A 14880-nucleotide genomic window follows, 5' to 3' on the forward strand; every position below is an offset into this window, starting at 1 on the left:
TGATATATTGATGCCATGACCTCGACCACCGAACACCTCCGCCACCGCACCGCCGAACCCGGCTGCACCACCTGCGCCCCGCAGGCACCCCCGCCCCGGCGGCCCGTCCCCGCCGAACTCCCGACCGCGTCCCGCCCGCCGAACACCGGCGGCCACGAACGCGCCGAACTGCTGGCCGCCCTGCTCGCCCTCGCCGCCTATCTGTCCGGCCTCGGCCTGGAGCTCTCCGGCAGCGGCGGCACCGTCTCCTTCGCCCTCTTCCTCGCCGCCTACCTGGCCGGCGGCACCTTCACCCTCCGTGAGTCCCTCGCCGCCGCCCGCCGGGGCCGCTTCCAGGTCGACTCCCTGATGCTGATCGCCGCGGCCGGCGCCGCCGCCATCGGCCGCTGGGAGGAGGGCGCCGTCCTGCTCGTCCTCTTCAGCCTCGGCCACGCCCTGGAGGGCTACGCCCTGGGCCGCGCCCGCCGCTCCGTGGAGGCCCTCGGCGCACTCACCCCCCGTACCGCCCTGCTGGTGCGCGCGGACGGCCCCGCCGAGGTGCCGGTGGAGGAACTCGCGGTCGGCGACACCGTCCGGGTCCGGCCGCACACCCGGATCCCCGCCGACGGCATCGTGGTCCTGGGCTCCGGCAGCGTGGACCAGTCCGCGCTGACCGGCGAGAGCGTCCCCGCCGACAAGCACCCGGTCGCCGACCGGGCCGCCGCCCTCGCCGACCCGGCCGGCACCGACCCCGGCAGCCGGGTCTACGCGGGCACCGTCAACGGACCCGCCTCCCTCGACCTGGCCGTCACCCGGCTCGCCGCCGACAACACCCTCGCCCGGGTGGTCCGCATGGTCCGGGAGGCAGAGGAACGGCAGTCCCCCACCCAGCGGTTCACCGAACGCTTCCAGAAGGTCTTCGTCCCGGGCGTGCTGGCCCTGGTCGCGGTGCTGCTCACCGCCGGAGCCCTCAGCGGGGAGCCCTTCACCGACAGCTTCTACCGGGCCATGGCCGTCCTGGTCGCCGCCAGCCCCTGCGCCCTGGCCATCGCCACCCCGGCCGCCGTGCTCAGTGCCGTGGGCCGGGCCGCCCGCGGCGGGGTCCTGGTCAAGGGCGGTGCCCCGCTGGAGGAGTTCGGCCGGCTGCGGACCATCGCCTTCGACAAGACCGGCACCCTCACCGAGGGCCGCCCCCGGCTCACCGACATCGAGCCCGCCGAGGGCGTCGAGGCCGCCGAACTGCTGGCCGTCGCCGTCGCCGTCCAGCGGCAGAGCGACCACCCGCTGGCCCGCGCCGTGGTCCGGGACGCCGCCCTCCCCACGACCGCCACCGCGACCGCCACCGACGTACGGGCCGAGGTCGGCCGCGGCGTCAGCGGGGAACTCGACGGCCGGACCGTCCACATCGGCAGCCTCGCCCTGGCCGACGCCCTGGCCGGACCGCCGGTGCCGGCCGGGCTCCGGGCCCGTACCGAACGCCTCGCCGAAGCCGGCCGCACCACCATGCTGGTCCGGTACGGCGACCGCTGGCTGGGCGCCCTCGGACTGATGGACACCCCCCGCCCGGAGGCCGCCGACACCATCGCCCGGCTGCGCCGGCTCGGCGTCGACCGGATCGTGATGCTCTCCGGGGACGACCGACGGGTGGCCGAGGCGGTGGGCCGGGAAGTCGGCGTGGACCGGGCGCTCGGCGGGCTGATGCCCCAGGACAAGGCGGCCGAACTGGCCCGGCTCCGCGCCGACGGCCGGACCGCCATGATCGGCGACGGGGTCAACGACGCCCCGGCCATGGCCGGCGCCACCGTCGGCGTGGCCATGGGCGCCGCCGGCTCGGCCGTCGTCCTGGAGACCGCCGACATCGCCCTGATGTCCGACGACCTCCGCCGGCTGCCCTTCGTCACCGGACTGAGCCGCCGGGCGAGCCGGATCATCCGCCAGAACCTCTGGCTGAGCCTGGGCATCGTGGCCGTCCTGGTCCCCGCGACCGCGCTGGGCCTGGGCATCGGCCCGGCCGTCCTGGTCCACGAGGGATCCACCCTCGTCGTGGTCGCCAACGCCCTGCGCCTGCTGCGCTACCGGGACTGACCCCCGGCCGCCCCCGGCCCCGCCGCCGGCGCCTCCACCTCCAGGAAGCGCCGGCGGCGCGGGCCGCGGTAGAGGAGGGCCGTCCAGCCCAGCCGCTCCAGCGCCGCCGCGCAGGCGGTCAGCCGCTCCGTCTCCTCCTCGGCGGCCCGGCCGCCCGGCGGCCCCTCCCAGGTCACCCGCACCAGACCGGGACCCTCGCCGGGCCCGGTCCGATAGCCGGTGGCGGCCCGCCGGCCGGTCGAGGGATCCACCGCGGACGGCGGGAACCCGGCCGCCTCCAGCGCCAGCGGCACCGCGCGCAGCGGCCGCTCCCGCTCCCAGCCGGCCGGCCCGCCGCCGCCCATCACCCGGCGGATCCCCAGCAGTCCCTCGAAGGCCGTACGCACCTCCGCCGCGCGGGCACCGGAGGCCCCTGGACCGGGCGGCGGGCCGTCCCCGGTCGCCACCTCGAAGGGCCCTTGCCCGCCCGCTTCTTCCGCCGCCACCGCCACCCCCGCAGGACCGTCTGAGTACCTGCCACCGCAACGACTGAGTAGCCGCCCCGATTCCCGCCCCGGCGGTCCCTGCTCGAATGGGATCATGACGATCCAGGTACGGCGGCCGACCGCCTCCCGGCCGACCGCCCCCCTGTGGACCGCCCCCCGGCTGACAGCCCCCCGACTGGCCACCCCGCTGCGGAACGCCCGGAGCCACCCGCAGGTCCGCCAGGCCACCCTGGCGGGCCAGGCGCTGGCCGGTGCGCTGCTGCCCCTGGTGGTGGGCGTGCTGCTGGCCAAGGCGATGGCCGGCGACCCGATGTCCCCGGTGAACGCCCTGATCACCGGCGGTGGGCCGCGGGCCCGGCTGGGGGCGGCCGCCCTCCGCGGCTGCGGCCGCGGCGCCCTCCACCGGGCCCGCGCCCTGCGCCCCGGTCAGCCGGCCGGCGCCGAAGCCACCACCGCGCCGGATGCCGGCAGTTCGGTGACCCGCTCGGCCGCGCACCGACCGGCTGTCGACGCGGGGTCAGCGTGGGGGGCCGGATTCGGTGATGCAGAGGTCGACCACTGAGGGCGGGACGGTGGTTTCGGGGGTTGCGCAGGGGTCGGTGGGGGTGGCCGGGTGGTGGTGTGGGCGGGGCGGCCGGGCGGGGCGGGGGCCGCCTCGGGCGCGTGGTTTTCCGGCGGCGGGTGGGGGGACCGCCCGTCGGTCGGGGGCGGGCGGGGAGGTGGTGGGGCGGGTGGCCGCCGGGGTCCGGGTGGGGTCCAGCTGTGGGGTGGGCGGGGCCGGTGGGGCCGCCGAGACGCAGCCGGCGCCGGCCAGGAGCGCGGCGAGGGAGAGGGAGAGGCGGGCGGCCGGGCGCAACTGCATGCGTCCACGATGCCGCACCCGCGTCGGCGGTGCGGGCGGCCGCCGCCGGCCATCGCGATCGGATCGTGAGGTCCGGGAAGGTATGCCCAGCTCAGGGCCGGGAAAGGGAACGACTGTTCGTCACCCGGTCCCGTCGTACGGAGCGTCCGCATGGCCCCAGTCCCACCCGCGTCCGAGCCGCCCGCGTCCGAGCCGCCCGCGTCCGAGCCGCCCGCGTTCGAGCCGCCCTCGTCCGAGCCGCCCTCGTCCGTCCGTGCGTGGTCCGCCGTGGCGGCGGTGTCGCTCGGCATCTTCTGTCTCATCACCTCCGAGCTGCTGCCGGTCGGCCTGCTCACCCCGGTCGGCGCCGAGTTGGGGGTCTCGGACGGCACGGCCGGGCTGATGGTGACCGTGCCCGGGCTGGTGGCCGCCCTCTGCGCGCCGCTGGTGACCGTCGGCACCGGGCGGCTGGACCGCCGGCCGGTGCTCTGCGTGCTGATCGCCCTGATGGCGGCGGCCAATTTGGCGGCGGCCCTCGCCCCGGAGTTCTGGGTGCTGCTGGCCGCCCGGCTGCTGGTCGGGGTGAGCGTCGGCGGGTTCTGGGCGATCGCGGGCGGGCTGGCCCTGCGGCTGGTGCCCGAGCACCGGGTCGGCCGGGCCATGGCGGTGATCTTCGGCGGGGTGTCGGTGGCCTCCGTGCTGGGCGTCCCGGCCGGCACCCTGGTCGGTGAACTGGCCGGCTGGCGGGCCGCCTTCGCCGCCGTCGGCGGCCTGGGGCTGCTGAGCCTGCTGGCCCTGGTGCTGCTGCTGCCTCCGCTGCCGCCCGGGCGGTCGGTGACCTTCCGGGAACTGCCCGCCCTGCTCCGCGGACATCCGGGGGTGCGGGCCGGGGTGATCGTCACCTTCCTGGTGGTGACCGGGCAGTTCGCCGCGTACACCTTCGTCCGGCCGGTGCTCCAGGACGTGTCCGGAGTGGACCCGGGTCTGATCAGCACCCTGCTGCTGGGCTACGGGCTGGCCGGGGTGGCGGGCAACTTCCTGGCGGGCGGCCGGGAGGCCCGCCGCACCCTGCTGGCGATCGGTCTGGCCCTGACCGCGGTGCTGGTGCCGCTGGCCCTGCTGCCGTCCCCGGTGGCCGGCGGGCTGCTGCTGGTCGGCTGGGGACTGGCGTACGGCGGGGTGTCGGTCAGCGTCCAGAACTGGATGAACAAGGCGGCGCCTGAGGCCACCGAGGCCGCCTCCTCGCTGATGGTGGCCATGTTCAACCTGGCCATCGCGGTGGGCGCGGTGGCCGGCGGACTGGCCGTGGACGGCATCGGCACCCGGGCCGCACCGCTGGTCGGCGCGGTCCTGACGCTGGCCGCCGCCGGCACCGTCTGGGCCACCCGCCGGAGCACCCGCCCGGCGGCCCCGTCGCTCCCGGTGGCGGGCGGCCCGGGCGGCCGGAAAGGGGTCTCGCGGGGCAGGGTTTGACCTGGCCCGTCCGGTACGCGAGAGTGCGGCGGGGGCCGGGGTGCAGCGTGGCACGGCCCGTGTGCCTGCCAGGAGCTCCTCGTGTCCCACCGCCGTTCCGACCGCCGTTCCGACCGCCGTTCCGACCGCCGTTCCGACCGTGTGCCGGTCACCGCCGACGTCCGCCCCGCCATACCCGGACCGGGTCCCCGGCCCCGGCGCCGTACGCCCCTGCTGCTCGGGGCGGCCGGGGCCGTAGCCCTCGCCGGGCTGCTGTTCTGGGCCGTGGGCCCGGACCGGGACTCCGGGCCCCGGACGCCGGAGGCGGCCCCGCCGCTGACCGGGGTGCCGGGACTGCCCGGCTGGGGCCGGGTCCACAGCCCGTCCGCGGAGCCCGACCCGACCGCCTCCACCGGTCCCGCCGCACGGAGCGGGGCACCGGCGGGCCGGCCGACCGCCTCGGCCCCGGCGCCCACCCCCTCCGCCACCGGCGGGCGCACCCCCGCCCCGCCGCCCCGCGACGCCGCCACGCGGACCCCGCAGCGGCCCGCCGGGACCCTCCGGTTCGGCGACCGGGGTGCCGAGGTGACCGCCCTGCAACAGGCCCTGCACGGCCAGGGGTTCACCTATGTCTCGGTCAACGGCAGCTTCGACGAGGACACCCGGCGCGGGGTCCGGCAGTTCCAGAGCGACCGCGATCTGCACCGGGACCCCTCGGGGGTCTTCGGACCGGAGACCCGGTCCGTGCTCACCGGCAGCTGAACCGGGCTCTCAAGCCGACCGGTTCAGCGGCCGCCGGCCACCCGCAGGACGGTGCCCGTGACGTACGAGGCCTCCGGGGACAGCAGCCAGGCCACCGCCGCCGCGATCTCCCCGGGCGCCCCGGGCCGGCCCAGCGGAATGCCCGCGGCCGCCTTCGCGGGCCGGTCCGGGTCGCCCATGGCGGCGTGCATGTCGGTCTCGATGATGCCGGGCGCGACGGCGTTGACCCGGATCCCGGCCGGCCCCAGCTCCTTGGACAGGCCCAGGGTCAGCGTGTCCGCCGCCGCCTTGGTGGCCGCGTAGTGCACGTAGTCCCCCGGACTGCCCAGGGTGGCGGCCGCGGAGGACAGGTTGACGATCGCCCCGCCGCCCGCCGCGGTCATCTCCCGGGCCGCCCGCCGGCAGCACAGCAGGGAGCCGAGCAGGTTCACCTCCACCACCCGGCGCAGGTCCTCGGTCCGGGCGTCGGCGAGCCGGCCGAGCGGCCCGGTCACCCCGGCGTTGTTGACCAGCCCGGTCACCGGCCCGAGTTCGGCCGCCGCCAGGTCGAACAGCCGCTCCACATCGGCCTCGACGGAGGTGTCCACCCGCACCACCGCACAGCGCCCCCCGGCCGCCCGGACCGCCGCGGCGGTGGACTCGGCCGCCGCCAGGTCCCGTACGTACCCGAGGGCGAGGTCGTGGCCCTCGGCGGCCAGCCGCACACAGGTGGCGGCCCCGATGCCGCGGCTGCCGCCGGTGACCACGGTGACGGGCCGACCGGCCCCGGTGGACCGCGCCATGTGATTTCCCCTGCTCATCGAATGATCGTAGCCACGGCGTTCTAGCAGGTGGGAAAGGGGTCGCCCACCGGATTTCGGTCCGGGCACAGTGATCCCCATGTCGACCCTGAGAGTGACCGCCGAAGTCCTGACCGTCCACGAACACCCCGACGCCGACGCCCTGGAGCTGGCCCAGGTCGGCCTGTACCGTGCCGTCGTCGCGAAGGGCGCCTACCGGACCGGTGACATCGCCCTCTACATACCCGAACAGGCCGTGCTCCCGGACGGCCTGATCGAGGAGCTGGGGCTCACCGGCCGGCTGTCCGGCAGCGCCGCCAACCGGGTCAAGGCGGTCCGGCTGCGCGGCGAACTCTCCCAGGGCCTGGTCTGCCGGCCGGCCGCGCTGGCCGGCACCGACCTGGCCCGCGCCGCCGAGGAGGGCACCGACTTCTCCGGACTGCTCGGCATCACCAAATGGGTGCCCCCGGTCCCCACCACCATGAACGGCGAGGTGGAGGCCGCGCCCGAGCTGCTGCCCTGGGTCGACATCGAGAACCTGCAGCGCTACCCGCACATCTTCGAACCCGGCGAGCCGGTGGTCCTGACCGAGAAGCTGCACGGAACCGCCTGCCTGCTCAGCCATCTCGCCGAGGACGGCCGGGTGCTGGTCTCCTCCAAGGGGTTCGGCGGGAACGGCCTGGCGCTGAAGGAGGACGAGCGGAACGTCTACTGGCGGGCCGTCCGGGCCCACCGGGTCCCGGAGGCCGCCGCCCGGCTCGCCGCCCGCCTCGGCGCCACCCGGATCGGGCTCTTCGGGGAGGTCTTCGGCGCCGGGGTCCAGGACCTGTCGTACGGCGCGGACGCCCGCACCACCGGCCCCGGCTACGCCGTCTTCGACGTCTGCGCCGAGATCGGCGGACAGCTCCGCTGGCTGGACCCGGCCGACCTGCTGACCGGCGAACTGCCGCTGGTCCCAAGGCTGTACGAAGGACCGTACGAGCTCGCCACGGTGCTGGAACGGGCCGGCGGACGGGAGACCGTCAGCGGTCGCGGACTGCACCTGCGGGAGGGCGTGGTCATCCGCCCGGTCACCGAGCGGTACAGCCCGGTGACCGGCGGACGGGCCATCGCCAAGGCCGTCAGCCCCGCCTACCTCACCCGCAAGGGCGGCACCGAGTACGCCTGACCGGCGGGCCGGCCGGCCCGCCGGCCGCCCGGCCAGGCCGCTACTCGTCGTTGGCGGGCAGGCTGTCCATGAAGGAACTGACCGAGAACACGGCCCGGCCCGCACCGGCCGGGCCGTACCCGGGCGGGGAGCTCAGCCCGAACTCGGCCATCGTCGCCTGGTAGGCCTCCAGCAGCCGGATGTGGTACTCCAGCGGGGCGCCCTCCGGATTGCCCTTGCCCAGCGGGGTCGTCGGCTCCGGGCACCAGGTGGTGAACCGCGGGGTGATCCCGTGCGACATGAAGTAGCGCAGGCCCTCGGTGGTCGACGCGATCGCCTCGTCCACCGACCGGAACCCGTGCGGCTCGGCCATCTCCACGCCCGCCACGAAGTTGGGGATCACATTGCGCGGGCCGAACACCTCGGCGGACTCCAGGATCCGCCGGTGCCACTCGGCGCGCCCGATGTACTCCTCCTTGCCCGGGCAGTACAGCTCGAACAGCCGCTTGTCCCAGATCTCGAAGTTGGGGTGGTAGATCCGGATGCCGTAGTCGTAGAACCGCTGGACGTCCTCGCGGGGCAGCGCCTGCGCGACCACCTTGCCGGTCCAGCGGCCCGGGAACCGCTCCTCGATGGCCTTCGCGTACTGGCCGTAGAAGTCGGCCTCGTCCTTGCCGCCCACCTGCGAGGTGATCGCCCCGCCGGTCAGGGTGTACGCCTTGGAGGCCTTGGCGGTGTCGTACTTGTCGATGATCTCCAGGGCCTCCAGGATCTCGTCGAGCTGCTTCACCCCCGTGTAGGGCCGGCCGGCCGCCTTGTGCTGGCGCCAGTTGTGGTTGATGTCGCAGTACTGGCACTCGCTCTTCGCGCCGAAGTACTGGCAGACCCGGAACACCGTCAGATAGATCAGGTAGCCCCACTGGATGGTGGGCGCGACCTCCATCACCGACTTCCCGTTCGACAGCTTGTGCCGGTAGTACTCCGGCATCGGCGGCACGCCGACGTCCGCGATCCGTGCCCCGTCCAGCCACAGCCCGAGCACCCCGTCGTCCCCGGCCGCGACCCGGTACGGCGAGGACGGGTTCACCCGCACCGACACCACGGTCCGGCGCAGCCCGTACGGGCCGCCGGTCAGCACGATCTCCTCCGGCGGGCGGCGCAGGGCGGCCGCGCCGAGCTCGGGGAGGGTGCGGTGGTCGAACGAGAAGATGAAGTACGACTTCGGCTTGACGTCCCCGGACTCGTTGTCGCTGAGCGCGGACTCGTCGAAGGCGATGCCGCCGCGCAGCAGGTCCTCCTTGATCACCGCTTCCCGGGGTACCTGGGGGAAGCGGTGCATCAGCGACTCGATCATGTCGGTGCGGCGCTGGTCGGTGGGGGTGGGCGGCGTATGCGCGTTTTCTCCGGTCACCCCACCAGGAATACCAGCCCGGTGCGGACCCGGACCCCGGCGGGGTCGCCCCACGGCCGTCCCGGAGGTCCGGGGCCGGTCCGGGGCCGGTGCGTGGGGGGTCCGTGGCGGATCTGCGGCGGGTCTGCGGCGGGCCCGGCTCAGGCGTGCCAGGGCAGCCGGACCGCCTCCAGCTCCGGATCCGCCAGCACGGCCGCCACCAGCGGGGCCGGGCCCACCACCTTGGTGCCCCACAGCTCCCAGTCGGTGTACGTCACCCAGGAGCGGTCCTCGGGCCACAGGTTCGAGGGGGTGGACACCACACCCGGATAGTCGTACAGGGCCGCCAGGTCCGCCGTACGCCCGGTCACCACGTGGTGCGTGCCGAGCCCGGCCCAGTCCCGGGCGGCGTACGGACAGTAGTACGCGAAGCAGCGCGGCCCGTCCTGCCCGGCCCGCCCGTCCCGCCCGGCCTGCCCGCTCCGCGCGGCCGGGGTGGCGGCGGCCAGGACGGCGGCCAGCCGGTTCCAGGTGAAGCGGTCCAGACCGCCCTCGGCCGGCGGCCGGATCCCGGCCGGCCAGCTGCCGTCGGCGAGCCGGCCGTCGGGCGCGCCCGACGCCGAGGGGAGCTCCCCCTCGGCCACCACCGGCCGCCCGGTCCGCTCGGCCAGCTCCGCCCAGCGCAGCCGCCGCCAGCCCGGCCCGGGCGGCTCCGCCCGGCCCACCCGGACCCCGGTGGCCACGCCCTGGGGGAGACGGCTGAAGTCCACCCCGCCGATGCTGTCCGGGATCCCGATGTCCCCGGCGGCTATGTCGGCCCGCAGCAGCTCGTCGTGCGAGACCACCCCGGGGCCGATCTCGCTCTCGTACATGGCGTGCAGCACCCAGACGGCATCCGGCCGGCCGGGGGTCGGGAACCCGAGGATCCCCGGGTCTTCGCAGAACTCCGCGAGCCAGTCGGCCTCGGCGGAATCGGCCCGGGGCCACCGGGCCCGGATACCGGACATGTCCCCATCCTGCCACCGCCCGGCACGCCCCACGGCACCCCCGGGCGCCCGCCCGGGCCCCGGGCCGGGCGGGACGGCACGCCGCGGGACGGTAGGCCGCGGGACGGGTCAGTACGCCGAGGGGAGGTCCGGGCCGTCCGCCCAGCCGACCGTCACACCGGGAAGGTCCCGGGCCCAGGAGGCGCCGATGGCTTCGATCCGCTCCCGGGGCGGCGGGGTGCGGCCCAGCCCGACGGCGAACCGGGCGCGGGTCGGGGCCGACCGGAACGGCCGGGGCCAGGCGTGCGCCTCCGGGGCACCGGCCTCGGCGAGCGCGCCGGTCAGGGCCCGGAGCCGGCCCCTGGCCCGGCCGAGCCGCTCGTCGAGCTCGGCCTGGTCCTCGGCCCGTACGGTCAGCACGGCCCAGGCGGCGTGCCTGCGGTGCAGCGGGGGCGGTACCGCCACGGTCTCCGGCCCGGCACCCGCCTCCAGGGCCTCCCAGGCCAGATACAGCTCCTGGGCGAGCAGATCCCGGAACCCGGGCCCGACCTGCCCGGTGCAGCCGCGCACCGGGGCACTGGGGGTGAGCACCCGCAGCGCCCCACCGTCCGCCTCCGCCTCCTCCACCGTCTCCGCCTCCGCCGGGTCGCCGCCGGCCAGCCGGACCGGCTGCCGCCAGTCCCAGGCCGCCCACTGCCCGAAGAACTCCCGCAGCAGCGCAACCCCAGGGCCGGGCCCAGGCGGGGACGGCGCGGTGTGCGAGGACGGCACGGTGTGCGCGGCCAGGACGGTGTTCGCGCACAGCACCGACCAGGCGATGCCCGGCAGGCCGCCGTGCGGGGCGGAGTCCAGGCCCCGGGCGCGGGCCCAGGCCTTGACCCGGCGGGTCAGGCCCGCGAAGGCCCCCGCCAGGTCCTCGCCCACCGCGCGGCGGACGGCCGCCGCGTCGGAGACCGAGCTGAGGGCCAGCGCGGCCGCCTCGCCCAGCTCTGCCCGGCGGGCCACCGCGGCCTCCGGGGCCAGCGGCGCGGAGCTGACCAGGACCAGGTCCACGGCCAGCCCGGCGACCGTGAACCGCAGGCCCGGCACCCGGGCGCCCCGGACCTCCCGAAGCCGGACCGCCTCCGGCAGCGCGGCGGCGATCCGGGCCCGGGCACCGGCCACGGCGGCCGGGTCCGGGAGCACCGCGACCAGGTCCAGATCGGCGCCCGGCAGCGCACCCCCGATCCGGCGCGAGCCGACCACCTCCAGCACCCCGTCCCCGAACACCTCCGCGATCCGCGCGGCCACCACCCCGGCATCCGCCGCCAAGTCCCCGTACGACGAGCGTGCGCCGTCCGGTTCCGGGAGCCAACGGACCTCGCCGGTGCCCAGGGCGACCGTGGCGCGGACCCGCATCGGGCCGTCGCCGCGCCGGGAGAGCAGGGCCAGCGCGCCGGCCCGGGCGGGCGGCGGCGCGGCGGCGGCCAGCAGGGCCGCGCAGTCGGCCGCGGTGCGCCCGGGGTCGGTGGTCCGGGCCAGGGTCAGATGCGGGGTGTAGCCCCCGGAGCGGCCCCGGCAGCCGGGGAACCGGGCGGCCAGCGCGGCCCTCAGCTCCTGCCAGGGGCCGTCCCCGTCCGGGGCGGGGTCCAGCCACACGGTGGCGTCCTCCCGGTGCCCGAAGGTGTGCGCCCCGCCGGCCCGCACCGGGAACGGTTCCGTCCCGGCCGCGACGGCCGCGACCAGCTCGGCGGCCCGCTCGAAGTCCACCTCGGGCACGAAGCCGAAGAGCAGGTTCACATGGGCCGGCCAGCGGTCCACCTGGGGGTCGCGGTCCCGGCGGATCCGCTCCAGCACGGGCAGCCAGTCCTCCGGTGGCAGCCAGGCCAGCGCCGTCCGGGGCGAGCCGGCCGAGTCCAGCACCTCCGCTTCCGGCCCCTGTCCGGGGGCGGCGGCGGTTCCGGCGGGGGACAGGTCGGCCCGTACCCCGTAGTGGTCCGATACGAACAGCCCGTCGGCCGCCGGGACCTCGCCCAGCAGCCCGGTGTCCAGGACCCGGGCCGTGCCGCGCAGCAGGATCCGGTCGATCCGCCCGGCCCGGCCGGTCAGCGAGGCGACGGCGGCCAGCGGATTCGCCCCCGGGTCGAAGGTCGGGGTGTGGTCCGCCGGGCCGCGAGCCTCCGTCCAGGCGTCCCGCAGCCCCAGGACGGCGTCCGGTCCGGCCGCGCCCTCCCGACCGTCGTTGAAGTCGCCGAGCAGGACCAGTTCCCCGGCGATCCCGCCCAGCCCCTCGGCCAGCCGGCCGAGTTCCGCGGTCCGGCGGCCCGCCCCGTCCTGCGAATGGTCGCTGCTGAGGTGCACCGCGGCCACGGACAGCGGCCCGTGCCCGGTCCGTACGGTGACCGCGGCGACCGCCTTGTGCCGGGCCAGCCGGTGGTGGCCGGCCTCCGCCACCGGAAGCCGGCTGAGCAGCAGCAGCCCGCAGTCCTCGACGTCCCGGCTGCCGGGGTCGGTGCCCAGGGTGTAGCGGTCGCGCACCCAGTCGGCAGCGAGCAGCAGCTCCAGCAGGGCCGGTTCCACCTCCTGGAGGGCGATGACCTCGGCGTCCGCGGCCCGGAGCGCGGCCAGCAGCCGGGGCCGTCGACGGGCCGTGTCGATCCGGTCGGAGTCGTAGCGGTCCCACAGCGTGTTCCAGGTCAGCAGCCGCACCCGGGACGGGACCGGGCCCGCCGGTCCGGCGGTGGGGGAGCCGGTGTCCGCCGGGCTCCAGCGGCCGGCCGCGCGGTCCCAGGCGTAGGGGGTGCGGGCCGTGAAGAACGGGTCCGGCAGCGCACGCGGCTCCCGGACCCGGCCCGCGTCGCCCAGCCCGACCCGGTCCACCCCGCTCGCCCGGTCCCACACCAGCTCCCCGTCGGCCTCCATGAACAGCACCCGGTGCCACGGGATGTCTCCGCCGGGCACGAAGGAGGGCAGCGGGATCCGCTTCGGGGCCGCCCCGCGCTGGAGCAGTCCCAGGGTGAACCGGGCCGGGTCGAGCCGGGGGTCCCAGCGCACCTGGTGGTAGATCTCCTCGCTGGTCCGCATCAGTTCCCCGCCCCTGGCCCGTCTGGCCTGTCTGGCCCGTCTCCAGTGTCCCCGCTGTCCTGGCTGTTCCCGCCGTCCCAGCCGTCCGGGTCGGCCAGGCCGCCGGCCCGGTCGGCCACCCGGCCGTCCGCGCCCGCGTACCAGGTCCGGTGGGCGCCCCGCCCCGGATAGGGCGGGCTGAACCGGCGCAGCTGCGCGGCCCGCACCGGCTCCGGCACCGGGTCCGGGCGGATCCCGTTCCGCCGCTCCAGCTCCCGCTCGTCGACCAGCAGCACCAACTGGGTGACCAGGGCGTTCCGCCGCCCGGCGACCCCGAGGACCAGCCCGCGCTGCTGCTCGGTCAGCGAGGTGGCGTCCCACAGCACGCTGCCGCCTGCCGCCAGGGCGCCGTCCAGCCGGTCCAGTCCGGCCCGCAGCACCTCCGCGTTGGCCCGCTGGTCCGACCGGTCCCCGCGGGCCGACCGCAGATCGTCCAGCGACACGTACGTGCCGATCCCGGGCAGCGCCCGGGCGGCCGTGCTCTTCCCGCTGCCCGAGGGCCCCACCAGCTGCACCAGCCGTGGCGGGCCCGGCTCCCGCCATCGCCAGGTCGCGGCCACCGCCTCCTGCGGGCCGGCGATCCGGCCCGCGACGAAGGCCTCCCGGGCCTCCGCCCAGCAGCGGTCGGCGGCGTCCGGGTCCAGTCCGTCCAGGGCTGCGCGCAGCCCGGTCCGGAGCCGCTCCAGCGGTGACCCGTCGAGGAGGCCCGCGTCCTGTGCGTACAGCGCGGACCACTCCAGCTGTCCGCGCGCCGCCCCGGCCTCCGCGTCGGTCCGCCCCGCCAGGGCGGCCTCCGCCACCGCGTGCAGCACCCCCAGGTCGGCGGCGGGGGAGAGGCGCAGCAGCCCCTCCCGGCGCCGTTCGTCGGGGTACGGGCGGTGCAGCAGCGGGTGCAGGCCCACCAGGTCGGCGGTGCGGCGGGCGAGCGGCACGCCGAGCGGTCCGGCCAGGGCGGCGGCGAGCCGGCCGCGGTGCCGGTCGTGCAGGGCGGCCGCCAGCACCCCGGCCAGCCGGGCGTCACCGGTCCGCCCCAGGACGTCGAGCCGCCCGGCCGTCTCCCGCACCGCCTCGTCCCGCCGCCCGGCCCCCGCGCCGGGCACCCCGCCGGGCTCCGGGGGCAGGTCCAGGGCGGCCGTCAGCGCCGCCGGTTCGGGCGGGGCCCCGGAGCGTACGGCCCAGAGGGCGGCGGCCGGGCCCAGCCCGTTCTCCACCATCGCCGCGTGCATCCAGTGGGTGTCGGTGGTGACGTGCCCGGGCCGCACCCACTTGGCGACCCGCTGCCCGAACTCCTCCTGCCGGAAGGATCCGGCGGCCCGCACCACGTACCCCTCCTCACGGCCGGTATCGGGGCGGATCCGGCGGATCGCCCGCTCGTCGAACACGCCCCGCCACAGCACCCGGGGCACCGGCACGCCCAGCCGCCGCAGGAAGCGGACGGTGCCGTCCCAGTCCAGGCAGCGGCCGGAGGCGTCCCAGACGGAGAACCCGTAGAACCAGCCGTCCAGGTCGCGGTAGCCGAGCGAGTGACGGGCGTGCAGGTTCTCCCCGCAGATCCGCCAGCCCGCCGGGATGTGCGCGCCGATCCGGCCCTGCAGGCCCTTCACCCAGGCCCGGGAGGGGTGGTGGCCCGAGTCCAGGGAGCGGGCGTGCAGCCCGTCCCGGTACAGGGTGGTGTTCTCCCCGTCGAGCTTCTCCGTGACCACCACCTCGCGCCCGGCCAGCCCGGAGAGGTCCCGGGCCCGTACGTCGTCCGAACTCGCCCCCGGAGACCAGGGAAGATGGGGAGTACGGGGGTAGTGGGTGCGCATGCCGCCACTGTAGGAACCGGCACGGAAACCGCTCCACCCAATATTCCGGGCGCTAGAGTCCGTA

At 76.8% G+C, this 14880-nt stretch carries 11 protein-coding genes; 5 read left to right on the plus strand and 6 right to left on the minus strand.

Annotated elements, in window-relative coordinates; all coding sequences use genetic code 11:
- Positions 1–15 precede the first annotated feature (15 nt).
- The gene (locus ACZ50K_RS06530; RefSeq protein ID WP_468898177.1) at positions 16–2064 is read left to right on the plus strand and encodes a heavy metal translocating P-type ATPase; all 2049 of its coding nucleotides are present in this window, start codon (positions 16–18) and stop codon (positions 2062–2064) included.
- Here ACZ50K_RS06530 and ACZ50K_RS06535 read toward each other — a convergent pair.
- Entirely contained in the window at positions 2052–2549 is a 498-nt protein-coding gene (locus tag ACZ50K_RS06535) for a hypothetical protein (RefSeq protein ID WP_468898178.1), read from the minus strand. The genes ACZ50K_RS06530 and ACZ50K_RS06535 overlap by 13 nt on opposite strands.
- 94 nt (positions 2550–2643) lie before the next feature.
- Here ACZ50K_RS06535 and ACZ50K_RS06540 point away from each other — a divergent pair, with 94 nt between their 5' ends.
- From ACZ50K_RS06540 to ACZ50K_RS06550, 3 genes are all read left to right on the plus strand, one after another.
- The gene (locus tag ACZ50K_RS06540; protein WP_468898180.1) at positions 2644–3111 is read left to right on the plus strand and encodes a hypothetical protein; all 468 of its coding nucleotides are present in this window, start codon (positions 2644–2646) and stop codon (positions 3109–3111) included.
- A 450-nt stretch (positions 3112–3561) separates the two neighbouring features.
- Positions 3562–4863: an MFS transporter gene (locus ACZ50K_RS06545; RefSeq protein ID WP_468898182.1), complete on the plus strand. Its 1302-nt coding sequence runs from the start codon at positions 3562–3564 to the stop codon at positions 4861–4863.
- Between the two features lie 81 nt (positions 4864–4944).
- Positions 4945–5604: a peptidoglycan-binding domain-containing protein gene (locus ACZ50K_RS06550; protein ID WP_468898184.1), complete on the plus strand. Its 660-nt coding sequence runs from the start codon at positions 4945–4947 to the stop codon at positions 5602–5604.
- A gap of 23 nt (positions 5605–5627) precedes the next feature.
- Here ACZ50K_RS06550 and ACZ50K_RS06555 read toward each other — a convergent pair whose 3' ends face one another.
- Positions 5628–6404: an SDR family oxidoreductase gene (locus ACZ50K_RS06555; RefSeq protein WP_468898186.1), complete on the minus strand. Its 777-nt coding sequence runs from the start codon at positions 6402–6404 to the stop codon at positions 5628–5630.
- Positions 6405–6483: 79 nt separating this feature from the next.
- On the opposite strand from ACZ50K_RS06555, the gene ACZ50K_RS06560 reads away from it, so the two are divergent.
- Complete coding sequence (locus ACZ50K_RS06560; RefSeq protein ID WP_468898188.1) at positions 6484–7551, plus strand: RNA ligase (ATP); 1068 nt, start codon at positions 6484–6486, stop codon at positions 7549–7551.
- A gap of 40 nt (positions 7552–7591) precedes the next feature.
- Here the strand turns inward: ACZ50K_RS06560 and ACZ50K_RS06565 are convergent, their stop codons facing one another.
- From ACZ50K_RS06565 to ACZ50K_RS06580, 4 genes are all read right to left on the minus strand, one after another.
- The gene (locus ACZ50K_RS06565) at positions 7592–8884 is read right to left on the minus strand and encodes a radical SAM protein (protein WP_468898499.1); all 1293 of its coding nucleotides are present in this window, start codon (positions 8882–8884) and stop codon (positions 7592–7594) included.
- Between the two features lie 197 nt (positions 8885–9081).
- The gene (locus ACZ50K_RS06570; RefSeq protein WP_468898190.1) at positions 9082–9927 is read right to left on the minus strand and encodes a hypothetical protein; all 846 of its coding nucleotides are present in this window, start codon (positions 9925–9927) and stop codon (positions 9082–9084) included.
- 108 nt (positions 9928–10035) lie between these two features.
- Positions 10036–12969, minus strand: a complete 2934-nt coding sequence (locus tag ACZ50K_RS06575; RefSeq protein WP_468898192.1) for an RNA repair domain-containing protein — start codon at positions 12967–12969, stop codon at positions 10036–10038.
- Positions 12969–14816, minus strand: coding sequence for an RNA ligase family protein (locus tag ACZ50K_RS06580; RefSeq protein WP_468898194.1), 1848 nt, complete (start codon positions 14814–14816; stop codon positions 12969–12971). The genes ACZ50K_RS06575 and ACZ50K_RS06580 overlap by 1 nt, the downstream gene beginning before the upstream one ends.
- Positions 14817–14880 lie beyond the last annotated feature (64 nt).

The organism is Streptomyces sp. NPDC033845 (genome assembly GCF_055576225.1).